The organism is Pseudomonas sp. GW821-FHT03C07 (genome assembly GCF_059420925.1).
Window position 1 is genome coordinate 168,905 of record NZ_JBWKUQ010000009.1, and the last position, 22,529, is coordinate 191,433.

Genomic DNA, 22,529 nt, shown 5'->3' on the forward strand with positions numbered 1-22,529 from the left:
GCTGGCTCCTACAAGGAAATGTGTGCGCTTGTCCGGGGTTATTTGCCACCACTGCCAGCCACGCTTTCGCCGCCGCGGGTCAGGTAGTAGGCGCCGAGAATCGGCAGCATCGTGACCATCATCACCAGCATGGCGACCACGTTGGTCACGGGCACGTCCCGTGGCCGGCTGAGCTGGTTGAGCAGCCAGATCGGCAAGGTGCGTTCATGCCCGGCGGTAAAGGTGGTGACGATGATCTCGTCGAACGACAGGGCAAACGCCAGCATGCCGCCGGCCAGCAACGCCGAGCCGAGGTTCGGCAGGACGATGTAGCGGAAGGTCTGCCAGCCGTCGGCCCCCAGGTCCATCGAGGCTTCGATCAGGCTGTGGGAGGTACGGCGCAAGCGGGCGATAACGTTGTTGTAGACGATCACCACACAGAAAGTCGCATGGCCGACGATGATGGTGAACATTCCCGGCTCGATCCCCAACGTCTTGAAGGTCGCCAGCAAGGCGATCCCGGTGATGATCCCCGGCAGGGCGATCGGCAGGATCAGCATCAGCGAGATGCCCTGCTTGCCGAAGAAATCCCGGCGATACAGGGCGGCCGAGGCCAGGGTGCCGAGCAGCATGGCGATCAGCGTGGCAATCGCGGCGATCTGCAAGGACAGCTTGATGGCTTCCAGTACGTCGGGCCGGGCGAAGGCCACGCTGAACCACCTCAGGGTGAAGCCCTGGGGTGGGAAGCTGAACGCCGCGTCTTCGGTGTTGAAGGCGTAGAGGAAGATGATCAGGATCGGGAAGTGCAGGAACAGCAGCCCGCCCCAGGCGGCCAGACGCAGGCCCAGCGAGGCCTTGTCGCCGTGTTGTGGTGTATTAGAGCGCATCGAAGGCCCCCAGGCGTTTGACGATGGACAGGTACACGGCGATCAGCACGATCGGCACCAGGGTGAAGGCCGCCGCCATCGGCATGTTGCCGATGGCGCCCTGCTGGGCGTAGACCATGCTGCCGACGAAATAGCCGGGCGGGCCGATCAGTTGCGGCACGATAAAGTCGCCCAGGGTCAGCGAGAAGGTGAAGATCGACCCTGCCGCGATGCCCGGAATCGATAGCGGCAGGACCACCTGCATAAAGGTCTGGCGCGGCCTGGCGCCGAGGTCCGCAGAGGCTTGCAGCAGCGACGGCGGCAGGCGTTCCAGGGAAGCCTGGATCGGCAGGATCATGAACGGCAACCAGATATAGACGAACACCAGGCAGCGTCCCAGGTGCGAGGTCGACAGGGTACTGCCGCCGACCCCGGGAATCCCCAGCACGAACTGCAACAGTGGCTCCAGCCCGAGGTGCTGGACGAACCATTGGGCGACACCGCCCTTGGCCAGCAGCAGGGTCCAGGCGTAGGCCTTGACGATATAGCTGGCCCACATCGGCATCATCACCGCGATGTAGAAGAACGCCTTGGTCTTGCCCGTGGTGTAGCGCGCCATGTAGTAGGCGATGGGGAAGGCGATGCAGCCGGCGACGATGGACACCACCAGCGCCATGCCCAGGGTGCGCAGGATGATGTCGAAGTTCGACGGTGCGAACAGGGCGGCGAAGTTGGCCAGGGTCAGGTCCGGGGTGACCGCCATGGTGAAGTCGTCGAAGGTGTAGAAACCCTGCCAGAGCAAGGTCAGCAGCGAGCCGAGGTAGATCGCGCCGAACCAGATCAGCGGCGGTACCAGCAGCAGTGCCAGGTAGACGTTGGGGCGGCGGTACAAGAGGTTGGCGAAGCGCCGCATCGGCGAGTCGGCGGCAGTCGCTTGGGGGAGGGCCAGGGTGTTCATCTCAGGCCTCGCTCGCCAGCACGGTCATGGCTTCCCGCGCCCAGCGCGCGGTGATGCGCTGGCCGGCCTGATGCCCACTATGGGTGTCCTGCCATTGGCTGTTGGGCTGGCTGATGTTCAGGGTCTGGCCGTTGTCCAGTTTCAGTTCGTAGCGGGTGGCGCTGCCCTGGTACTGGATATCGTGGAGCAGGCCGCTGATCTCGACCTCATGGCCTTGCACCGCCCCGTCGGCGAAGCGCACGTGTTCCGGGCGGATCGACAGCGGCAGGTCGCTGCCACAGAGCTGTTTCGCCAGTTCGCCGCGAATCACGTTGGAGGTGCCGACGAATTCGGCGACAAACACGGTGGCCGGTTTCATGTAGAGGTTGCGTGGGCTGTCGACCTGTTCGATGCGGCCTTTGTTGAACACGGCCACGCGGTCGGACATGGACAGGGCTTCGGTCTGGTCGTGGGTGACGAAGATGAAGGTGATGCCCAGTTGCCGCTGGAGCTTTTTCAGCTCGCCTTGCATCTGCTCGCGCAGCTTCAGGTCGAGCGCGCCGAGGGGTTCGTCGAGCAGCAGCACGCGGGGCCGGTTGACCAGGGCGCGGGCCAGGGCCACACGCTGGCGCTGGCCACCGGAGAGCTGCACCGGCTTGCGTTCGCCGTAGCCGGCCAGGGCGACCATGCCCAGGGCTTCTTCGGCGCGGTTCAGGCGTTCGGTCTTGCCGACACCTTTGACTTTCAGGCCGTAGGCGACGTTGTCGCGTACGTTCATATGGGGGAACAGCGCGTAGTCCTGGAACACTGTGTTCACGTCGCGCTGATAGGGTGGAAGGCCGGCGGCTTCTTCGCCATGGATGCGGATCGAGCCGGCGCTGGGTTGTTCGAAACCGGCGATCAGGCGCAGGCAGGTGGTCTTGCCCGAGCCGGAAGGGCCGAGCATGGAAAAGAACTCGCCGTCCTGGATATCAATGGAAACCCGGTCAACGGCTTTCACTTCGCCGAACTGACGGGAAACGTGGGTGAACTGGACTGCAAGCGTCATGATACGGTGCTCCGAGAAGGCATGGGTTGTGGCAGCGGCCCGGCCTGGACTTCTGAAAAAGCTGAAGCGGTGGATGCTGATCTGACTAACACCGCGAACCCTTGCAGGCGCTGGCTTGCCGGCTATGGCGTGCGGATAGGCGATGCAAGGCTCAAGGGCCTTATCGCCGGCAAGCCAGCTCCTACAGGGTCTATGTCGTACGCAAGTTGGGTGTTCGACACAGATCTCTTGTGGGAGCGGAGCTAGCCCGCGAAGAGGCCTGCGAGGCCGCTAAAAGCTTCGCGGGCAAGCACCGCTCCCACAGGTTCGTCATTGCCCCTCAATCCGGGCTGTTACCTGCCGCCCATGATCGCGATGTAATCCTGGGTCCAGCGGCTGTACGGCACGAACTTGCCACCTGCCGCCTGCGGAGTGGTCCAGAAGGCGATCTTGTCGAAGTGGTCGAAGCCATTGGTCTTGCAACCTTCGGCCCCGAGCAGCTCGCTTTCCTTGCACGCCGCCGGTACCGCCGGCAACGAGCCGAACCAGGCCGCGACATCACCCTGGACCTTCGGCTGCAACGACCAGTCCATCCATTTGTAGGCGCAATTCGGGTGCTTGGCATCGGCGTGCAGCATGGTGGTGTCGGCCCAGCCGGTGACGCCTTCCTTCGGAATGGTCGAGGCCACCGGCTGCTTGTCCGCCTGCAGGCCATTGACCATATAGCCCCAGGAGCTGGACGCGGCAACGCCTTCGTTCTTGAAGTCGCTCATCTGTACTGTGGCGTCATGCCAGTAGCGATGGATCAACGGCTGCTGCGCCCGCAGCAGGTCGAGCACGGCCTTGTACTGGGTTTCGGTCAGTTCGTAAGGGTTCTGGATGCCCAATTCCGGTTTGGCCGATTTCAGGTACAGCGCCGCGTCGGCGATATAGATCGGGCCGTCATAGGCCTGCACGCGGCCCTTGTTCGACTTGCCGTCCGGCAGGTTCTGCGTATCGAAGAGCACGCCCCAACTGGTCGGTGCCTGCTTGAACACGTTGGTGTTGTACATCAGCACGTTCGGGCCCCACTGATAAGGGGTGCCGTAGGTCTGCTTGTTGACCACGTACCACGGCGCATCCTTGAGCCGCGGGTCGAGGTTCTTCCAGTTCGGGATCAACGCGGTGTTGATCGGTTGCACACGCTTGCCGACGATCAGCCGCAGGGACGCATCGCCGGAGGCGGTGACCAGGTCATAACCGCCCTTGGCCATCAGACTGACCATTTCGTCGGAGGTGGCCGCGGTTTTCACGCTGACCTTGCAACCGGTTTCCTTCTCGAAACCCGTCACCCAGTCGTAGGCCTTGTCGCTTTCGCCGCGCTCGATGTAGCCGGGCCAGGCGACGATATCCAGTTGGCCTTCGCCCGCACCGACGGCTTTCAGCGGCTCGGCGGCCTGGATCGAGACGCTGGCCAGCAGCGCGGTGGTCATTGCACTGAGCAATGCGGTCTTGTGCACGAACATGGGGATTCCCTCTTCTTTAATTATGGTCGGGGCAGTTGAACGTGATGCAGCGTGCCGTTTGCGGGCTGGTTATTAGCGTAGAGCGTGTTACAGATGCTGGCCGTGGCGCGCCATGATGTGGCGCACCACGCTGTAGTCCTGGAGCGAATCACTGGACAGGTCCTTGCCGTAACCGGAGCGCTTCAGGCCGCCGTGGGGCATTTCGCTGACCAGCATGAAATGGCTGTTGATCCAGGTGCAGCCATATTGCAGGCGCGAAGCCACCTGCATGGCCTTGTCCAGGTTCTGGGTCCAGACCGACGAGGCCAGGCCGTATTCCGAGTCGTTGGCCCAATCCACCGCCTGGCTCAATTCGTCGAAGCGGGTCACGGTGACCACCGGGCCGAACACTTCGCGCTGGACGATTTCGTCGCTCTGCCTGCAACCGGCAAGCAGGGTCGGCTGGTAATAGAAGCCGGGCCCGGAATGCACGGCGGCACCGGTGACCCGTTCGATATGCGGTTGTCCCAGGGCGCGTTCGACGAAGCTGGCGACGCGGTCGCGCTGGCGGGTACTGATCAGCGGGCCGATTTCATTGTCGGCGTCGCGTTTGCCGGCAAACCGCAGGCTGCTGACCGCCGCGCCGAGTTCGGCGACCAATTTGTCGTGAATCCCGGCCTGGGCGTAGATCCGGCAGGCGGCGGTGCAGTCCTGCCCGGCGTTGTAGTAGCCGTAGCTGCGCACACCTTCGACCACGGCTTGCAGGTCGGCGTCGTTGCAGACGATCACCGGTGCCTTGCCGCCCAGTTCCAGATGGGTGCGCTTGACGCTCTTGGCGGCGGCCTGGAGGATTTTCTGGCCGGTGACGATATCGCCGGTCAGCGACACCATGCGCACCTTCGGGTGGCTGACCAGATGGCTGCCGACCCCCTCGCCACCGCCGCAGACAATATTGATCACCCCCGGCGGCAGCAGCTCGGCGAGGACCGGCGCCAGGGCCAGGATCGACAGCGGCGTGTGTTCCGATGGCTTGAACACCAGGGTGTTGCCGGCGGCCAGGGCCGGGGCGATCTTCCAGGCGGCCATCATGATCGGGTAGTTCCACGGCGCGATGGAGGCCACCACGCCAATCGGGTCGCGGCGGACCATGCTGGTGTAGCCCGGCAGGTACTCGCCGGACAACTGGCCGGTCTGGCAACGCACGGCGCCGGCGAAGAAGCGGAAGACGTCGACGGTGGCGCTCAGGTCGTCCTGGCGGGCCAGGTGCAGGGGCTTGCCGCAGTTCAGCGATTCCAGGCGGGCGAGCAGGTCGGCGTTTTTTTCTACCGCGTCGGCGATGGCCAGGAGGAGAGTGGCGCGTTGCTGCGGGGTCGTCCGCGACCAGCCGGGAAAGGCCCGGTGGGCGGCGAGGATGGCGCTTTCGACCTGTTCGCTGCTGGCTTCGGCGATATGGGTGAGCACCTCGCCGGTGGCCGGGTTGAGGATTGGCTCGACAAAACCCTGGCCGGCAACGAGTTCACCGTCGATCAGTAAAGCGGTGAACAGTGGGGTCGGGTGCGCGCCAGCCATTTTGCGAGTTCTCTTTTCTTGTGTGGCCATGGAGCTTCCCCTATCGCTGGAGTCCGGCCTTTCTCTAGATGGATGGCAAGAGACTAGTGGGCGGACGGGAGGTCGACAAATACTAAATACTGAATGCAGCGTTCGATTAAATAGATGGCTTGCGCCCGCCGTGAGGTGGCTCACGGGCCACGGTCAGGAACGGGTCCACCAACGGCGGCCGGGCGGTGCCTCGGCGCCAAGCCAGGCCGACGTCGAGGGTCTGGCTCAGGTCGGCCAGTGGCCGGGCTTCGATGATGTCGCCCTCCAGTGACCAGGGTCGGTAGGTCATGTCCGGCTGGATCGATACCCCCAGCCCGGCGGCCACCAAACTCCGCACTGCCTCGGTCGACGCGGTACGCAGGGTGATCCGCGGTTGCAGGCCGGCGCCGCGCCACATGCGCTGGGCATTGCGGTCCATTTCATCGACATTGAGCTGGATCAGCGGCTCGCGGGCGACATCGGCCAGGTTGATGCTGTCGTGTTCCAGCAGCGGGTGCTGGGCCGGCAGCCACAGGCGATGCGGCGAATGGGTCAGGACTTCGGTCTGCAGGGCGTGACGGTCTTCGAGGTTGGAGAGGATCAGCACCCCGACATCGATCTCGCCGCTGACCAGCAAGTGTTCGATATAAGGTCGCTCGTCTTCCATCACGCGGATTTCCACGTTGGGATAGGCGCGTTGGAAACGAGTCAGCAGGTCGGCGAGGTAGTAACCGGCCACCAGGCTGGTCACGCCGATGGTCAGTTGCCCGGCGACCTGGTCGGTGCTCTGTTGCAGGCTGCGCTTGGCATTGTCGACGGTGGCCAGGATCAGGTGGGCCTGGCGCAGAAACTGATGGCCCTGGTGGGTCAGGGTCATGCCCTTGGCATGGCGGTTGAACAGGCTGACGCCGATCTCCTGCTCCAGTTGCTGGATCGCCAGGGTCAGGGTCGACTGGGAAATAAACACCGCCTGGGCGGCGGCGGAGATCGAGCCGGTCTCCGCCACGGCGATAAAATGACGGATCTGACGCAGGGTCATCATGGGGCGGGCACCGATGCCGGTTAACCGGCAGGTTGTTTTTATGGATGCGAGCCAGTGTATATCTTTTTAATCGATGGCCTTGCCGGTGGCGGGCGTCAGCACAAACCGCCTTCCTTGGCCATCCCATGAAAATGCGCCTGGCCCTTGCCCGCATGCTTGGCGCGGTACAAGGCCTGGTCCGCCAGGCCGAGCACGTCACTCAGGTCCGCGGCATCCAGGGGCCACAGTGCGCCGCCGATGCTGCAACCGATCCAGGCGGGCACATCGTGCACCTGGAACGATTGCCCCAGGCTGGCCAGGACCCGTTCGGCAATGCTGCGCGCCTGGTCGATGGCATCGTGGCGGGGCACCTGCAGGACCATCAGGAATTCGTCGCCGCCCAGGCGCGCCACCAGGTCGCCTTCACGCAGGCAGAGGCGCAAGCGGCTCGCTACTTCCCTGAGCAGTTCATCGCCGCCGGCATGGCCGAACTGGTCGTTGATCGGCTTGAAACCGTCCAGGTCCAGGTAGAGCAAGGCCAGGTAGTGGTTCTGCGCCTGGCTGCGCTGTTGGGCGCGCGGCAGGTATTTTTCCAGGGCGGCACGGTTCGGCAGGCCGGTCAGGGCATCATGGTGGGCCAGGCTTTCCATCATCCCCAGGGCGGTCTGGTGATTGCTCAGGCTGTCCACCAGATGGCGGATCGACTGGCTCAACTGGGCGATTTCCCGGGTACCCTTGACCTCGGGAATCTCCATGGATTCACCCAGGCTCAAACGGTCGGCGGCCCTGGCGATGTCATGCAGCGGCCGGGTAAACCAGGTGGCCAGCAGCCAGCCGATAAAGGCGATGACCACCGCCAGGGCGATGCCCCAGGCCAGGATATCGCGCTGCAACTCCTTGGCCGGGGCGTAGGCTTCATCGAGGGTCTGGCGCGACACTACGGCCCAGCCCAGCCCGGCATAACTGCCATAACCGCGGCTCATGGCAATTCCCGTCAGGTAGTCGTTGCCGTCCGGCCAGCGCTGGACGCCCCAGCGGGCCTGCTGGGGGTCGAGGTGGTCGAGCAAGGGCAGGGGCAATGACTGGCCGATCGACTCGCGGGGACCGAGAATGACCTGATGGTTGGCCGCGAGGACGAAAAACTCCACCTTGCGCCGGTCTTTCAGGGGTTCGAACAAGGATTGGCGCAGCTCCTCGGCCCAAGCCCAGGACAGGTGCGTCGCGAGTACCCCGACTTTATTTGGTGATGGTATGTTGCCAAGTTCGTCGCTGAACACCGGCAGGCTGATATCGACGAACTTCATCGCCTCGCCATTGGGGTTGGGTAGCAGTCTGGACAGCAGCTTGGCGTCATGCACATCACCGACGAACAAGTGTTCCCGGCCCTGGGTGAACACTGGCCGCGCGCCGATATCGACCTGTTCGAGAACACCCTGGGTCGCGGCCTTGACCACGCCGTCGGGGGCGACGAAACCGACCCAGGCGAAGCTCGGGAACTCTTCCTGCAAATGGTTGAGCAGGTGACGGATCTGCGGGGTATCCGAGGCTTGTTGCATCACCTGCAGCCGGCTGATGACGCTCAGCAGGTGAATCCGGCTGGCCATGTCGCGGTCCAGCCGATCGGCCATCTGGTAGGCATTTTCGGCGAGATCCTGGCCGATTTCGTTGATCATTCGCGAATTGGAGTCGTGGCTGATGAACGAACCCAACAACCAGCTCAGCAGGCTGACCAACACGGCGATCATCAACGCAAAACGGCTGCGCAAGCTGGGCAGGGCGGGCATGGCCTGGGTTCCTGGAATGGATGGATCAAGGATGACACACGCTCGGCTATACTGCCCTTCATTTGAACGGCTCTAGAGGACTGCGAGTGAAGAACTGGACGTTGCGCCAACGAATACTGGCAAGCTTTGCCGTCATCATCGCGATCATGTTGCTGATGGTCGTCGCTTCGTATTCCCGACTGCTGTCGATCGAGTCCAGCGAGGAGAGTGTGCGCACCGACACCCTTCCCGGGGTTTACTACAGCACCATGATCCGCGGCGCCTGGGTCGACAGTTACGTGCTGACCCAACAATTGCTGGGGTTCAACGCGGACGGTGCTATCAGTGCCGCCGACCAGGCGCAGTTCAAGGCGTTCGAAAACCTTCTGGCGGAGCAGATAAGCAATTACCAGACAACGGTCTTCAGGCCTGAGGACGCGGCCGCCTTCGATCTTTTCAAGCGGGATCACGAGGCCTACAACAAGCTGCTGGTCAACGTGCTGGATCTCTATCAGCACAAACAGAACGACCAGGCCGTCCGTCTGTTCAACGAGCAACTGGCGCCCGCCTGGGCCGCCGGTCGCCAGCACCTCAACGCGATTATCAACGAGAACAAGGGGGCGGCCGACCAGGACACCAACTCGATTTCCGCGGCGGTATCCGCGGCGAAAATCAGCATGGGGATTTCGTTGCTGATCGCGGTGGTCGCCGCCGGCCTCTGCGGCCTGCTGCTGATGCGGGCGATCATGGCGCCGATGCAGCGGATTGTCGACATACTCGAAATCATGCGCACCGGTGACTTGAGCAGCCGCCTGAACCTGGAGCGCAAGGACGAGTTCGGCGCGGTGGAAACCGGCTTCAACGACATGATGACCGAGTTGACGGCCCTGGTCTCCCAGGCCCAGCGCTCCTCGGTACAGGTCACCACCTCGGTCACGGAAATCGCCGCGACCTCCAAGCAGCAGCAGGCCACGGCCACCGAAACCGCCGCGACCACCACCGAGATCGGCGCGACCTCGCGGGAAATCGCCGCCACCTCGCGGGACCTGGTGCGAACCATGACCGAGGTGTCCACCGCCGCCGACCAGGCCTCGGTGCTGGCCGGCTCCGGCCAGCAAGGGCTGGCCCGCATGGAAGAAACCATGCATTCGGTGATGGGCGCCGCCGACCTGGTCAACTCCAAACTGGCGATCCTCAACGAGAAGGCCGGCAATATCAACCAGGTGGTGGTGACCATCGTCAAGGTCGCCGACCAGACCAACCTGTTGTCCCTCAATGCCGCCATCGAAGCGGAAAAGGCCGGCGAGTACGGTCGCGGTTTTGCCGTGGTCGCCACCGAAGTGCGGCGCCTGGCGGATCAGACCGCCGTCGCCACCTACGACATCGAGCAGATGGTGCGTGAGATCCAGTCGGCGGTGTCCGCCGGGGTCATGGGCATGGACAAGTTCTCCGAGGAAGTGCGCCGCGGCATGTCCGAAGTGCAGCAGGTCGGTGAGCAGCTGTCGCAGATCATCCATCAGGTCCAGGCCCTGGCCCCACGGGTGCTGATGGTCAACGAAGGCATGCAGGCCCAGGCCACCGGGGCTGAACAGATCAACCACGCCCTGGTGCAACTGGGCGACGCGAGCAGCCAGACCGTCGAGTCCCTGCGCCAGGCCAGTTTCGCCATCGACGAGCTGAGCCAGGTCGCGGTGGGCCTGCGCAGCGGCGTCTCGCGTTTCAAAGTCTGATGAGCGAGTGGGTGGCTAAACGCGTCGCCAGCGCGCAGCCCAGGAACAGCCTGTTCCTGGTCTTTCGGATCCAGGGTGAACGTTATGCCCTGGAGGCCGTCGAGGTGGCCGAGGTACTGCCGTGCCTGCAACTCAAGCCGATTGCCCAGGCACCCGCCTGGGTGGCGGGGGTGTTGGCTCATCGGGGGACGATGGTGCCGGTGATCGACGTCAGCGCCATGACCTTCGGTGAGCCAGCGGCGGCGCGCACCAGCACGCGGCTGGTGTTGGTACATTATCGTCCCGCCGGCGAGGTGCCCGGGCGCTTGCTCGGGCTGATTCTCGAACAGGCCACCGATACCCTGCGCTGCAACCCGGCGGACTTCCAGCCCTATGGCCTGGACAACCGCGCGGCGCCCTACCTGGGACCGGTGCGTGAAGATGCCCAAGGCCTGCTGCAACGTATCCGGGTCAACGACCTGCTCAGCGCCGAGGTGCGCGCGCTGCTGTTTCCGGCTGCGGATGAGGCGCCTGCATGAGTGACGACCAGCGGTTTTTCGACTTTCTCAAGCAGCGCATCGGCCTCGACGTGGCCTCGGTCGGCCCGGCGATTATCGAGCGTGCCGTGCGGCAACGCTGCATGCAGTTGCAGATGCCCTCGGCGGATCACTACTGGACCCGCTTGCAGACCCGCGACGACGAACAGCAAGCGTTGATCGAGGCGGTGATCGTTCCGGAAACCTGGTTCTTCCGCTACCCGGAATCCTTTTCCACCCTGACGCGCCTCGCCACTGAGCGGTTGGCGCAGCTCAAGGGCCTGCGCACCCTGAAGATCCTCAGCCTGCCCTGTTCCACCGGCGAAGAGCCCTATTCGATCGCCATGGCCTTGCTCGATACGGGCTTGGCGCCGCACCAGTTCAAGGTCGACGGCATCGACGTCAGCCCGCTGTCGCTGGAGCGGGCCAAGTGCGCGGTGTACGGCAAGAACTCCTTTCGTGGCCAGGGCCTCGAGTTTCGCGAGCGGCATTTCACCCAGGTGGCGGACGCTTACCGGCTCAGCGAGCGGGTTCGCGAACAGGTGCGTTTGCAGAGCGGCAACCTGCTCGATCCCGAGTTGCGGGTCGGCGAGGTCTATGACTTCGTGTTCTGCCGCAACCTGCTGATCTATTTCGACCTGGCGACGCAACGCCAGGTCTTCGACATCCTCAAGCGCCTCACCCATGTCGACGGGGTACTGTTTATTGGCCCGGCCGAGGGCAACCTGCTGGGGCGGATGGGCATGCGCTCCATTGGCGCGGCGCAGTCCTTTGCCTTCCGCCGCCAGACGCAAGCCGAGCTCGAACCCTTACCAGTGCTCGTACCGCCATCCTTGCCGGTGCGGGTGTTGCAGCCGGTCAGCGCGCCGGTGCCGCCGCGTCGACCGTTCAGCAGCGGCGCGGCTTTCGCGCCGCCGGTGCCAGCGCCGGTGGTGACGGCCAAGACGTCGGACGACGCGGCTGGCTTGCTGGCGCGGATCGCCACCCTGGCCAACGAAGGCAAGGGCGCTCAAGCCCGCCAGGCCTGCGAAACCTATCTGCGTCAACACCCGCCGTTGGCCCAGGTGTTCTACTGGCTGGGCCTGCTGAGCGACGTGGCCGGCAGTGCGCTGGAGGCCCAGGGTTTTTATCGCAAGGCTTTATACCTGGAACCGCAGCATCCCGAGGCTCTTGTCCACCTGGCGGCCTTGCTGGCCTCCCAGGGCGACGTGGCAGGCGCCCGACGATTGCAGGAACGCGCCGCCCGTAGCGAGCGCACCGCTGACAGTGAGCGTAAACGATGAGCGGTTTGACAGCCTTGAACCTGACCCACCACGACGCCGAGAAAATCGACGATTGCTGGAACCGCATCGGTATCCACGGCGACAAGTCCTGCCCGCTGCTGGGCGAGCATATCCACTGCCGCAACTGCGCGGTGTACTCCGCCGCCGCCACGCGCCTGCTGGACCGTTACTCGTTGCAACAGGAGCGTCCCGAGCAGGCCGCGACAGTGGCGGTCGACAGCGATGTCATCACCCGTTCGCTGCTGATGTTCCGGCTCGGCGAGGAATGGCTGGGCCTGGTCACCCGCTGCCTGGTGGAAGTCGCGCCGTTGCGACCGATTCATTCCCTGCCGCACCAGCGCTCGCGGGCCTTGCTCGGTGTGGCCAATGTGCGCGGGGCGCTGGTGGCTTGTCTGTCGTTGGTGGAGTTGTTGGGGCTGGATGCCTCGCTCACGGTCGCACCGACCGGGCGGGTCATGCCGCGCATGCTGATCGTCAGTGCCCAGGGCGGTCCGGTGGTGCTGCCGGTGGACGAGGTGGACGGTATCCATGCCATCGACCAGCGTCTGCTCGACAACGCCAGCGCCGCGGGCCCCCAGGCCAGTGCGCGGTTCACCCGTGGCGTATTGCCGTTCAAGGGGCGCAGTCTGCGTTGGCTGGATGAAGAGCAATTGTTGTTGGCCGTGACCCGGAGCCTCACATGACCCCTGATCAAATGCGCGACTCGTCGCTGCTGGAACTGTTCAGCCTGGAGGCCGAGGCCCAGACTCAGGTACTCAGCGCCGGCTTGTTGGCCCTGGAGCGCAACCCGACCCAGGCCGACCAGCTCGAAGCCTGCATGCGCGCCGCCCATTCGCTCAAGGGCGCGGCGCGGATCGTCGGCGTCGATGCCGGGGTCAGCGTGGCCCATGTGATGGAGGATTGCCTGGTCAGCGCCCAGGAAGGTCGCTTATACCTGCAAGCGGAACATATCGACGCCTTGCTGCACGGCACCGACCTGTTGATGCGCATCGCCACGCCGAGCGCCAATGTCGGACCGGTGGAGATCGAGGCCTATGTCCTGCGGTTGCAGGCGTTGCTCGATCCTGCAGCCGCCGTTGCCCGGACGGTGCCTGAGCGGGCGGGTGTGGCCGTGTTGCCGGAACCTGAATTCGTGCCGCCAGCCGCGTCCCTTGACGTTGAAAGCGTGCTTGTTGAAACGGCCTCACCTGAACCGACGAGCCCCGGCCGCCGGGTCGCCGAAGGTGGCGAACGGGTGTTGCGGGTCACCGCTGAACGCTTGAACAGCTTGCTCGATCTGTCGAGCAAGTCCCTGGTGGAAACCCAGCGTATCAAACCTTACCTGGCGAGCATGCAGCGGGCGCGGCGGATACAGAACAAAGGCCTGCGCGCCCTGGACCAGCTTAGCGAGCAATTGAAAAACATCGGCCTGAGCCTTGAGGCCGAGGAGGCCCTGGTCGATGCCCGGCGCCTGTTGGCCGAGTCCCAGCAGATGCTGGCGGCGCAAACGCTGGAGCTGGACGAGTTCGGTTGGCAGGCCAGCCAGCGTGCCCAGGTGCTCTATGACACGGCCCTGGCCTGTCGCATGCGACCCTTTGCCGATGTCCTCAATGGTCAGGTGCGAATGGTTCGCGACCTGGGCCGTAGCCTGGGTAAGCAGGTTCGTCTGGAAATCGAAGGGGAGAAAACCCAGGTCGACCGCGACGTGCTGGAAAAGCTCGAAGCGCCGCTGACCCACCTGCTGCGCAATGCGGTCGACCATGGCATCGAGAGCCCGGAGCTGCGGGTACTGGCCGGTAAACCCGCGGAAGGCCTGATTCGCCTGCGCGCCTCGCACCAGGCCGGGCTGTTGGTGTTGCAATTGAGCGACGACGGCACTGGCGTCGACCTGGAACGGGTTCGGCGCAACATTATCGAGCGCCAGTTGTCACCGGCCGAAACCGCCGCGCAACTGAGCGAAGAGGAACTGCTGAGCTTTCTCTTCCTGCCGGGTTTCAGCCTGCGGGACACAGTCACCGAAGTCTCCGGGCGCGGGGTCGGTCTTGATGCGGTGCAGCATATGGTCCGCCAGTTGCACGGCGCGGTGGTGCTGGAGCAGGCAGCGGGGCAGGGCAGCCGCTTCCACCTCGAAGTGCCGCTGACCTTGTCGGTGGTGCGCAGCCTGGTGGTGGAAGTTGGCGGCGAGGCCTATGCCTTTCCTCTGGCCCATATCGAGCGTATGTGTGATCTGGCCCCCGAGGACATCGTTCAGCTCGAGGGGCGTCAGCACTTCTGGCATGAAGGTCGGCATGTCGGGCTGGTGGCGGCCAGCCAGTTGCTGCAGCGTCCGGCCAGCGGACACCAGGATGGTAGCCTCAAGGTCGTGGTGATCCGCGAGCGCGAGGCGGTCTACGGGGTTGAGGTGGAACGGTTTATCGGCGAGCGCACCCTGGTGGTATTGCCGCTGGACCCACGGCTGGGCAAGGTCCAGGATATTTCCGCCGGGGCCTTGCTCGACGACGGTTCGGCGGTGTTGATCGTCGACGTCGAGGACATGCTGCGGTCGGTGGAAAAACTGCTCAATACCGGTCGCCTGGAACGTATCGACCGGCGCAAGCGCCAGGTCAGCGAGGCTGTGCGCAAGCGCGTGCTGGTGGTCGACGACTCCCTGACCGTGCGCGAACTGCAACGCAAACTGCTGCTCAACCGGGGTTACGAGGTGGCGGTCGCGGTGGATGGCATGGACGGCTGGAACGCCCTGCGCGGCGAAGACTTTGACCTGTTGATCACCGATATCGACATGCCACGAATGGACGGGATTGAATTGGTCACCCTCTTGCGTAAAGACACACGCTTGCAGTCGCTGCCGGTCATGGTGGTGTCCTACAAGGACCGTGAAGAAGATCGTCGCCGTGGGTTGGACGCCGGGGCCGACTATTATCTGGCCAAGGCCAGTTTTCATGACGACGCCCTGCTCGACGCGGTGGTGGAACTGATTGGGGGTGCTCAGGGATGAGGATTGCTATCGTCAACGATATGCCCATGGCGGTAGAAGCGTTGCGCCGTGCCCTGGCGTTGGAGCCGGCGCACGAAGTGATCTGGGTCGCGGGCAACGGTGCCGAAGCGGTGAAACAATGCGCCGAGGACACCCCGGACTTGATCCTGATGGACCTGATCATGCCGGTGATGGATGGCGTCGAAGCTACCCGGCGGATCATGGCCGAGTCGCCGTGTGCCATTGTGATCGTCACCGTTGACCGGCAGCAGAATGTGCACCGGGTTTTCGAAGCCATGGGCCACGGAGCCCTGGACGTGGTCGACACCCCGGCCATCGGCGCCGGCAATCCGAAGGAAGCCGCGGCGCCGTTGTTGCGCAAGATCCTCAATATCGGCTGGCTGATCGGCCAGCGCGGCAGCCGGGTGTGCAGCGTGACCGCGCCGGCCCGGGACCACAGTCCACGGCAGAAACTGGTGGTCATTGGCTCTTCGGCCGGGGGGCCGGCGGCCCTGGAAACCTTGCTGAAAGGTTTGCCTGCCAATTTCCCCGCCGCCATTGTCCTGGTCCAGCATGTCGACCAGGTGTTTGCCGCCGGCATGGCCGAGTGGTTGGGCAGCGCCTGTGGTTTGCCGGTGCGCCTGGCCCGCGATGGCGAGGCGCCGCAGCGCGGTACCGTGTTGCTGGCCGGGACGAACCACCACATCCGCTTGTTGAAAAACGGGACCTTGGCCTACACCGCCGAGCCCGTGAACGAAATCTACCGGCCCTCCATCGATGTGTTTTTCGAGAGTGTCGCCAGTTACTGGAATAGCGATGCGGTGGGCGTGTTGTTGACGGGCATGGGGCGCGACGGTGCCCACGGGTTGAAGCTGATGCGCGAGCGCGGCTACCTGACCATCGCCCAGGACCAACAGAGCAGCGCCGTGTACGGCATGCCCAAGGCGGCGGCGGCTATCGATGCCGCCGTTGAAATTCGCCCACTGAACAAGATCGCACCACGTTTGCTGGAGATATTTCCGACATGAGTTCTATAGTCAGCAATCCTGGTTTGAAAGCAGTACTTCAGGTGACCGCGTATGAATGAATTACAGCTGTATGATTTCAAGACCTCCGACGAAAATGCCGCGATGGTGTTGCTGGTCGATGATCAGGCCATGATCGGCGAGGCGGTTCGGCGCGGGCTGGCCACTGAGGCCAATATCGATTTTCACTTTTGTGCCGATCCGCACCAGGCGATTGCCCAGGCGATTCGCATCAAGCCGACGGTGATCCTGCAGGACCTGGTGATGCCCGGGCTCGATGGTCTGAGCCTGGTGCGCGAGTACCGTAATCACCCGGCGACCAAGGACATTCCGATCATCGTGCTCTCGACCAAGGAAGAACCGCTGATCAAGAGCGCGGCGTTTGCCGCCGGGGCCAATGATTACCTGGTCAAGTTGCCGGACAACATCGAGTTGGTGGCGCGGATTCGCTATCACTCGCGGTCCTACATGACCTTGTTGCAGCGTGACGCGGCGTATCGGGCATTGCGGGTCAGCCAGCAGCAATTGCTCGACACCAACCTGGTGTTGCAGCGCCTGATGAACTCCGATGGCCTGACCGGCTTGTCCAACCGTCGGCACTTCGACGAGTACCTGGAGCTGGAGTGGCGACGGGCGCAGCGCGAGCAGATGCAGATGTCGCTGTTGATGATCGACGTTGACTATTTCAAAGCCTTCAATGACAGCTTTGGTCATCTGGAGGGTGATGAAGCCCTGCGCAAGGTGGCGGAGACGATCCGCGAGGCCGGCAACCGGCCTTCGGACTTGCCGGCGCGTTATGGCGGTGAGGAGTTTGCGTTGGTCCTGCCGAACACCTCGCAGGGGGGCGCGCGGCTGGTGGCGGAAAAACTACGGCAGACCGTGGCGGGGTTGAAGATTCCGCACAATACGCCGAGCGAGGGTTCGGTGCTGACCATCAGCATCGGCTTGTCCACCGTGATCCCGCAGCAGGGCAGCAACTGCCGCGAGCTGATTTCGGCGGCGGACAAGGGGCTGTATTTGGCGAAGAACAGTGGGCGTAATCAGGTGGGGATTGGTTGAGGCGGATAAATCGCCATTACTGGCATCCGCAGTGGCTCGTATTTCAAGGTGTAAAAGCGGCGACTATTGGGTGACTGGCTGGACTATAGTTCGGTCGTCGCCGATGTGTCGGTGATCGATCTTAGCCGGTCGAAATTCCTAACGGAGCTTGAGCGCCGCCATTACAATGCTGGCGCTTCCTACTGCCTGACGTTTGCGTTATGGCGGTTGTGCGCGGGACACCTTCGGGTGTGCCGGGTGTAGCTCCATAGGACCCGGTCGGCTAACCCGCGTACAGCTGCCACCCTAGTTTTGCTTAGCCGCAAAAGGTGGTGGCTCCTAATGGAGCTTTAGCAATGACTCAATATCGCCCGCTACAAAGCAACCTCACCGAAGTCCCCGTTCTCTACCTCAATCTCGATGCCCCGGTACGTGACCTGTATGAGTGCGCCATCCAGCGCATCAAGGCCGCCCGCGACCTGAGCCACAGCCTGACCTGCATGAGCATCGGCAACACCTGCGACCGTGATCTTCAGCATTTCGCCAGTGCCTCTTACCTGCTGTTGCAGGATGGCTGCGACGCGCTGGATGCGATGCAGGGCCGCTTCACCGACCGAGCCCGCAGCGCCCCGGTTTCCTGATCGAACACTCCCTGTGTGGGAGCCGGCTTGCCGGCGATGACGTCCGCAAGATCGGCACATGGCTCAAGGGCCTCTTCGCGGCGGTGCGGCGTCCCGACAAGCTCAGTTCCCACAGGTTTTGTGTCGTACACAATATCCGGGGTCGACTCAAAACCTGTGGGAGCGGAGCTTGCCCGCGAAGGCGTCAGTTCTGGCGATGCAAAATTTTAGGGTTTTATCACCCGTAAAGCCGGCTCCGACACGAGCCGGCATTGGCCTGAAAGGTTGCGTGAATTAAATGTTCAGCCCGCTCAATGAGGGTTTTTAAATTCATGCCAATTCCTCGGTTTCAACCGGAAGAGGGCGAAGGTTCTCCAGCGGGGAATGGCTATAAGCTAAGCGCCTTAATTAGCGGGTCTTGATACGATTCATCAATTTCTATGCCGGCTGCTCGGGCTTTGGTTTCCTGATCTTCGCGTTGTTTTTTAGCGGTCGCTAGCACGTCTGGTAGTAGCTCTTTCCAACGAAGCTTGTCTTTGCCTTGGAAGGGAGTTCGCCAAAATTCCGCCTCTGTCGAGAACTCCAGGCTTATTAGATAGGTTCCTCTTTCGTTAGGGTATTTTTTTGAAAGTCGACGCCACGCTCTAAGGTGCAGATATGAGCCGTTGTTGTAAAAAAACCAATTATAAAATGAGCCTACTTTAAGCCAGCGATCTATGTCGACTCTATAGTTTGGGTCTAGCCAAGGATGGCTGGATGTGAATTTTCCAAGTACTTCCCGCGGTGTGTCAATTTTGTCCATCTCTTTGCCCGAAACTCTAGGGTCGCTCCTACGGTAGTAGTGAGTCCAACCAGCACGTTGGATACCGTCGATTAGGTGGTATATGGAATTTTGATGGTCCGTGTGTAGGCTGTTGTCGGGAAGGCCTCTCAAAACGATTTCTATGTTTTCGATTTGGCTGCCGAATCTGTCAAAGATGGCAGTGCTTATTCTTGATGCATTCTTTAATAGTAGTGTGTGAGCCCCCGTCTTTATACTGGCGATAGGGAACTCTTTGCTATTGGGCGAACGAGATATTTCATGCCAGCATACACCCGCTGCCGCTAAGCAGTCAGGTTTGAATGGTATTGGGCTGCGCGCGATGACATCATTGATATCTTCGTGAAGGTTGATTTTGATGATAGGGGGACTGTCTTTCATTTTTTGCTTCTCTGGATTACTCGAGGTGTCGCAAGCAGTGAGTCCAAGTATTAGTGTCGCCACCAGGATTTTTTTCATGCGGCATCAGACCAGTTGGATATAGAGGTAATGCACTCCTCCATGTATTCGGTATTGTATTGCATGAGTAAATGGTATGTGTTTGCAATTTTTGTAATGAAATTCATTCTGTGCGTTTCGTTGTACAGATCCCCTTCCGTCATGTGCTCTCGAAGATTTTCTTCTTCTACATCACATGTCGTACTGAAAGCTGCAACCCTTAAGGGGAAACCGGGAAACCCTTCTGTCAATGCTTGGAGGTCCAACACTTTTTGGAAGATTTGATTCTCGTAGATAAGTGGCTGCAGGATTTCTAGCTGTTCATGGTTGGCTATGGCTAAAAGGGAGTCGAGCTGCAGGTCTGGCTTGTTTTCCGTGGTGGCCTGCTCGCACTTCTTGATGGTTTCAAAAGCTTCAAGAATATAAGAATTTACCCTGAAGTTATTCAAAGTCGCCAACGCCTCCTCCGCCCATGGCAAATTCTTTAGTCCCGCCAGTGCCAACTCAGGGCAGTTCAGCGCATTACGCTCCAACGCACATTCTTCGAATTGTTCGGGAAATTGGCTGTAAAACCAGTGCCAGACAAAAATGTCTTGGAACAACCAAAAGTTACCCTTACCCAGCCCGTCCTTGCCGATAGCCATTGGATTGGGCAGATAATCCCCTACTGAGACAGCCAGAGCGTCCGGTATGAAGTCCAATCCGCACTTGACTTGTTTACTGGCAAAGGCCGCCAGACCCATCCAGTAGAAACGTCCCTTCAGTTCGGGCTTTCCACCGTCTTCCAACTCCAGATAGAACCGCGCATAGGTCGCCGCGATACGCGCGGCACGGGCACTGAAACTGGCGACCAATTCGCTGCGTACGTGTTGCGAATAGGGATCGCGCCTCTCTACTGTCAGCCGACGTATCGCTTCCTGCTGACCCCAGGCCCAGAGTATTGCGCAGTCAAAAGTCTGCTGAGAGACCGAGCCGGGTCGAGTATTGGTGGTGCATGTGAGGATCGGATCTGCGCTCATTGCTTGCGACTCCTTTCGTAACTATCAGCGCCTTCCGGGACATGGAATTTGTCCCAGTTCAGAAATGCCTTGAGGTCCTGGGCGGTTTGGGTCTTGATACGGGGGAGAAGTCCGTCGACGTCGCTGGTGACAACCAGAGGGGCGCTTTCTCCAGGCACTGCAACGGTGACCTTGATCCCTTTCAGCGGCGTGCCGGAGCGGCTGAGCAGTTGCATCTGCTCGTCGTGGGCTTCTTGGGGTGAACTGCCGGGTATACGATGTGTGGTTCCGGCCTGTCCTACGGCGGCTGGTTTGAGAGCCGTCAACACGGCAATACCTGCTCCTGTACCTGCGATTCCATCGGTATCGGGGCCTACACGACTGATGCCGTTGCCGTCGAGCTTGATGAAGTGACCACCCACCTTGATCGTCAATTCAGCACCGGCCTCGATAACGATTTTTTTGCCTGCATAGAAATGAATTTCCTGGCCCGCTTCGACGAGGTAACCCACTCCTGCTTTCACCTGCTGGCTTCGACCCACCGTCAGATGATCATCCCCCTTCACCTCGCAACGCCGATCCTGATGAACCGTGTGATGCTCTTCGGCCCTGAACTCGGCATAGCTGTTGGCGTCGACCCTTTCATGCCGTTCATGGCCGACCTGTACGTGCTGGTCATGTTCGATGTGCTGCTCGAAATCCCGTTGGGCATGCACATAGATCTGTTCCTGGCCCTTGAGGTCTTCGATACGGATTTCATTACTGCCGCCACCCCCCGGGCTGCTCTGGCTTTTGAACACGCTGCGGGTCTTGTGCGCTGGCAGAGGGTAGGGCGCTTGCTGCACCGCGTTGTTCAGGCAACCGACGATCAGTGGCTGGTCCGGGTCGCCTTCCAGAAAGGTCACCAGCACTTCCATGCCGACACGGGGCAGGGTGACGGCGCCATGACTCGGCCCGGCCCAGCCGGACGCCACCCGCAACCAGCAACTGCTGTGGGTGCCGGTTTCGTCGGAACGGTCCCAGTGAAACTTCACCTTCACCCGGCCATATTCGTCGCAGTGGATTTCTTCGCCGGGCGGGCCGGTGACGATAGCGGTCTGGGCATTCAGACGACGGGATTCGCGCACCTGTAGCGGCGGCCGAAAGAACACATCCCACGGCGTGGCGAGAAAGCTGTTGCGGTAGCCCTGACGGAAACCGTCGTTGGCACTGTTCGGGCCAGGTGCCGACTCCTCCAGCACCTGCGGCTGTTTGCCTTCGTGGGTCAGGTGGGTCAGCAGCCAGAGATCATTCCAGTCCGGCTGTGGATGGTCGCTCAGGGTCAGGAGGTGACCGCTGACCAGTTGTGGCGCGTTGCTTTTGCCCGAGGCCTGTCGATAGTCGGCGCGATGGCGTTCCAGTTGGCGGCGATTGAGCTGTTTGCCGGCGTCGTCATGCTTGAAACGGCCGGGATAGCGATAGTCCTCCAACACAGGTTTCGGTAGTGAATCCGAGCAGTGGGTCGTCCGCTCCAGCAAGGTATGCGGCGTCTCGAAGTCGTAATCACGCAAGGCCGCATGACTGCTGCGGGTCTCCAGGCGCAGGTCAAAGGACTTGATGCTCGCGGTCGTAGCCACGGTGCCGCCGTCCGGCACATAGGGCACGGCATTGGACAGCCGGCGAAAGAAGGTCTGGTCATCGCCGAAGGCCAGGTGATGGTCGGCCGGGCTGTGCTGGAAGTGGTAGTGCAGGCCATCTTCCTCACACAGCCGATGGATGAAATCCAGGTCGGATTCGTTGTACTGCACGCAATACTCGCGGGCGGGCAGGGGGGTGGCGAGGTTGAAGCTGAAGGCATTGCCGAGGATGCCGTGGTCCTTGAGCACTCGGGCGATGATCTGCGGTACGGTCTGGTTCTGGAAAATGCGCTGGTTGAAGCGATGGCCCAGGTAAGTCAGTTGCGGCACAAGGGTGAGGTGATAGTGGCTCCAGCGCTGGCCGGTATCGCTTTGGCCGATGCTGTAGACCTGGCCGTGAATACCCGCGCCACCATCGTTGAAGGCGAGAAAGCCCTGCTGGTGCAGCAGCGCGTCGAGGTTCAGGTCCGGGCGGCGGCTGACCAGTTCCAGCTCGAAACGATAGGGCTGGCTGATGGCTTCACTGCCTTTGAAGGCCAGCACCTGGAGTTCAGGGGCAAGGCCCGGGAGGGTCAGGGTAAAGCGGTTTAACGGCGCTGAAATGAACATTCGTAGTCCCTTACTCAAGCGGTAAGGGGGGAGTCTGCTTGTCCTCGGCGGTGTGTTGAATAGGTCTGTTAAAAAACAGAAATGCCTTACATTTTAAGGTTAAAAGGACTGACGCAATAGCGGAATGTTTTGCCAAAAGAGGTGAAAGTGCCACTGCTGGGGGGCTTAAGCAGGTGGAGGGTTGCTGAAATATCACGATACGGTGTGCGGCTGTACAATAATTGCACAC

The 22,529-nt window shown here is 61.8% G+C and carries 18 protein-coding genes; 8 read left to right on the plus strand and 10 right to left on the minus strand.

The features are described from left to right. Positions 1–38 precede the first annotated feature (38 nt). From AC07VG_RS18850 to AC07VG_RS18880, 7 genes are all read right to left on the minus strand, one after another. Complete coding sequence (locus AC07VG_RS18850) at positions 39–866, minus strand: ABC transporter permease (protein WP_494999349.1); 828 nt, start codon at positions 864–866, stop codon at positions 39–41. Next, on the minus strand, positions 856–1,803 hold the full coding sequence (locus tag AC07VG_RS18855; RefSeq protein ID WP_494999350.1) for an ABC transporter permease: 948 nt from the start codon (positions 1,801–1,803) through the stop codon (positions 856–858). Before AC07VG_RS18855 ends, AC07VG_RS18850 begins: the two co-directional genes overlap by 11 nt. A gap of 1 nt (position 1,804) precedes the next feature. After that, a complete protein-coding gene (locus tag AC07VG_RS18860; RefSeq protein WP_494999351.1) occupies positions 1,805–2,830 on the minus strand; it encodes an ABC transporter ATP-binding protein in 1,026 nt (341 codons plus the stop codon). A gap of 332 nt (positions 2,831–3,162) precedes the next feature. Further along, the gene (gene ydcS, locus AC07VG_RS18865) at positions 3,163–4,314 is read right to left on the minus strand and encodes a putative ABC transporter substrate-binding protein YdcS (RefSeq protein WP_494999352.1); all 1,152 of its coding nucleotides are present in this window, start codon (positions 4,312–4,314) and stop codon (positions 3,163–3,165) included. A gap of 87 nt (positions 4,315–4,401) precedes the next feature. Beyond that, positions 4,402–5,892: a gamma-aminobutyraldehyde dehydrogenase gene (locus tag AC07VG_RS18870; RefSeq protein ID WP_494999353.1), complete on the minus strand. Its 1,491-nt coding sequence runs from the start codon at positions 5,890–5,892 to the stop codon at positions 4,402–4,404. 106 nt (positions 5,893–5,998) lie between these two features. Further along, positions 5,999–6,913, minus strand: a complete 915-nt coding sequence (locus AC07VG_RS18875) for a LysR family transcriptional regulator (RefSeq protein WP_494999354.1) — start codon at positions 6,911–6,913, stop codon at positions 5,999–6,001. Between the two features lie 95 nt (positions 6,914–7,008). Beyond that, positions 7,009–8,676: a diguanylate cyclase domain-containing protein gene (locus AC07VG_RS18880; RefSeq protein ID WP_495021676.1), complete on the minus strand. Its 1,668-nt coding sequence runs from the start codon at positions 8,674–8,676 to the stop codon at positions 7,009–7,011. 86 nt (positions 8,677–8,762) lie between these two features. On the opposite strand from AC07VG_RS18880, the gene AC07VG_RS18885 reads away from it, so the two are divergent. From AC07VG_RS18885 to AC07VG_RS18920, 8 genes are all read left to right on the plus strand, one after another. After that, positions 8,763–10,385, plus strand: coding sequence for a methyl-accepting chemotaxis protein (locus AC07VG_RS18885; protein WP_495021677.1), 1,623 nt, complete (start codon positions 8,763–8,765; stop codon positions 10,383–10,385). Further along, the gene (locus AC07VG_RS18890) at positions 10,385–10,903 is read left to right on the plus strand and encodes a chemotaxis protein CheW (protein ID WP_495021678.1); all 519 of its coding nucleotides are present in this window, start codon (positions 10,385–10,387) and stop codon (positions 10,901–10,903) included. The genes AC07VG_RS18885 and AC07VG_RS18890 overlap by 1 nt, the downstream gene beginning before the upstream one ends. Then, entirely contained in the window at positions 10,900–12,183 is a 1,284-nt protein-coding gene (locus AC07VG_RS18895; RefSeq protein ID WP_495021679.1) for a CheR family methyltransferase, read from the plus strand. Before AC07VG_RS18890 ends, AC07VG_RS18895 begins: the two co-directional genes overlap by 4 nt. Continuing rightward, a complete protein-coding gene (locus tag AC07VG_RS18900; RefSeq protein ID WP_494999359.1) occupies positions 12,180–12,866 on the plus strand; it encodes a chemotaxis protein CheW in 687 nt (228 codons plus the stop codon). The genes AC07VG_RS18895 and AC07VG_RS18900 overlap by 4 nt, the downstream gene beginning before the upstream one ends. Next, on the plus strand, positions 12,863–15,157 hold the full coding sequence (locus AC07VG_RS18905; RefSeq protein WP_494999360.1) for a hybrid sensor histidine kinase/response regulator: 2,295 nt from the start codon (positions 12,863–12,865) through the stop codon (positions 15,155–15,157). Before AC07VG_RS18900 ends, AC07VG_RS18905 begins: the two co-directional genes overlap by 4 nt. Beyond that, positions 15,154–16,164, plus strand: coding sequence for a chemotaxis response regulator protein-glutamate methylesterase (locus AC07VG_RS18910; protein WP_494999361.1), 1,011 nt, complete (start codon positions 15,154–15,156; stop codon positions 16,162–16,164). Before AC07VG_RS18905 ends, AC07VG_RS18910 begins: the two co-directional genes overlap by 4 nt. Positions 16,165–16,215: 51 nt before the next feature. After that, positions 16,216–17,220, plus strand: a complete 1,005-nt coding sequence (locus AC07VG_RS18915) for a diguanylate cyclase domain-containing protein (RefSeq protein WP_494999362.1) — start codon at positions 16,216–16,218, stop codon at positions 17,218–17,220. A gap of 335 nt (positions 17,221–17,555) precedes the next feature. After that, positions 17,556–17,840, plus strand: coding sequence for a hypothetical protein (locus AC07VG_RS18920; protein WP_177144040.1), 285 nt, complete (start codon positions 17,556–17,558; stop codon positions 17,838–17,840). Between the two features lie 367 nt (positions 17,841–18,207). Here AC07VG_RS18920 and AC07VG_RS18925 read toward each other — a convergent pair whose 3' ends face one another. Genes AC07VG_RS18925 through AC07VG_RS18935 form a run of 3 tightly spaced genes read right to left on the minus strand, consistent with a single transcriptional unit; the run spans position 18,208 to position 22,300 of the window. Then, positions 18,208–19,098, minus strand: a complete 891-nt coding sequence (locus AC07VG_RS18925; RefSeq protein WP_494999364.1) for a hypothetical protein — start codon at positions 19,096–19,098, stop codon at positions 18,208–18,210. Continuing rightward, on the minus strand, positions 19,095–20,096 hold the full coding sequence (locus AC07VG_RS18930) for a DUF2515 family protein (RefSeq protein WP_494999365.1): 1,002 nt from the start codon (positions 20,094–20,096) through the stop codon (positions 19,095–19,097). The genes AC07VG_RS18925 and AC07VG_RS18930 overlap by 4 nt, the downstream gene beginning before the upstream one ends. After that, entirely contained in the window at positions 20,093–22,300 is a 2,208-nt protein-coding gene (locus tag AC07VG_RS18935; RefSeq protein WP_495021680.1) for a type VI secretion system Vgr family protein, read from the minus strand. Before AC07VG_RS18935 ends, AC07VG_RS18930 begins: the two co-directional genes overlap by 4 nt. Positions 22,301–22,529 lie beyond the last annotated feature (229 nt).

What these genes read in the sequence shown, in the direction of transcription:
- AC07VG_RS18850 (WP_494999349.1), bottom strand. Translation starts at nt 866, where the DNA reads ATGCGCTCTAATACACCACAACACGGCGACAAGGCCTCGCTGGGCCTG.
- AC07VG_RS18855 (WP_494999350.1), bottom strand. Translation starts at nt 1,803, where the DNA reads ATGAACACCCTGGCCCTCCCCCAAGCGACTGCCGCCGACTCGCCGATG.
- AC07VG_RS18860 (WP_494999351.1), bottom strand. Translation starts at nt 2,830, where the DNA reads ATGACGCTTGCAGTCCAGTTCACCCACGTTTCCCGTCAGTTCGGCGAA.
- ydcS (WP_494999352.1), bottom strand. Translation starts at nt 4,314, where the DNA reads ATGTTCGTGCACAAGACCGCATTGCTCAGTGCAATGACCACCGCGCTG.
- AC07VG_RS18870 (WP_494999353.1), bottom strand. Translation starts at nt 5,892, where the DNA reads ATGGCCACACAAGAAAAGAGAACTCGCAAAATGGCTGGCGCGCACCCG.
- AC07VG_RS18875 (WP_494999354.1), bottom strand. Translation starts at nt 6,913, where the DNA reads ATGATGACCCTGCGTCAGATCCGTCATTTTATCGCCGTGGCGGAGACC.
- AC07VG_RS18880 (WP_495021676.1), bottom strand. Translation starts at nt 8,676, where the DNA reads ATGCCCGCCCTGCCCAGCTTGCGCAGCCGTTTTGCGTTGATGATCGCC.
- AC07VG_RS18890 (WP_495021678.1), top strand. Translation starts at nt 10,385, where the DNA reads ATGAGCGAGTGGGTGGCTAAACGCGTCGCCAGCGCGCAGCCCAGGAAC.
- AC07VG_RS18895 (WP_495021679.1), top strand. Translation starts at nt 10,900, where the DNA reads ATGAGTGACGACCAGCGGTTTTTCGACTTTCTCAAGCAGCGCATCGGC.
- AC07VG_RS18900 (WP_494999359.1), top strand. Translation starts at nt 12,180, where the DNA reads ATGAGCGGTTTGACAGCCTTGAACCTGACCCACCACGACGCCGAGAAA.
- AC07VG_RS18905 (WP_494999360.1), top strand. Translation starts at nt 12,863, where the DNA reads ATGACCCCTGATCAAATGCGCGACTCGTCGCTGCTGGAACTGTTCAGC.
- AC07VG_RS18910 (WP_494999361.1), top strand. Translation starts at nt 15,154, where the DNA reads ATGAGGATTGCTATCGTCAACGATATGCCCATGGCGGTAGAAGCGTTG.
- AC07VG_RS18915 (WP_494999362.1), top strand. Translation starts at nt 16,216, where the DNA reads ATGAATGAATTACAGCTGTATGATTTCAAGACCTCCGACGAAAATGCC.
- AC07VG_RS18920 (WP_177144040.1), top strand. Translation starts at nt 17,556, where the DNA reads ATGACTCAATATCGCCCGCTACAAAGCAACCTCACCGAAGTCCCCGTT.
- AC07VG_RS18925 (WP_494999364.1), bottom strand. Translation starts at nt 19,098, where the DNA reads ATGAAAAAAATCCTGGTGGCGACACTAATACTTGGACTCACTGCTTGC.
- AC07VG_RS18930 (WP_494999365.1), bottom strand. Translation starts at nt 20,096, where the DNA reads ATGAGCGCAGATCCGATCCTCACATGCACCACCAATACTCGACCCGGC.
- AC07VG_RS18935 (WP_495021680.1), bottom strand. Translation starts at nt 22,300, where the DNA reads ATGTTCATTTCAGCGCCGTTAAACCGCTTTACCCTGACCCTCCCGGGC.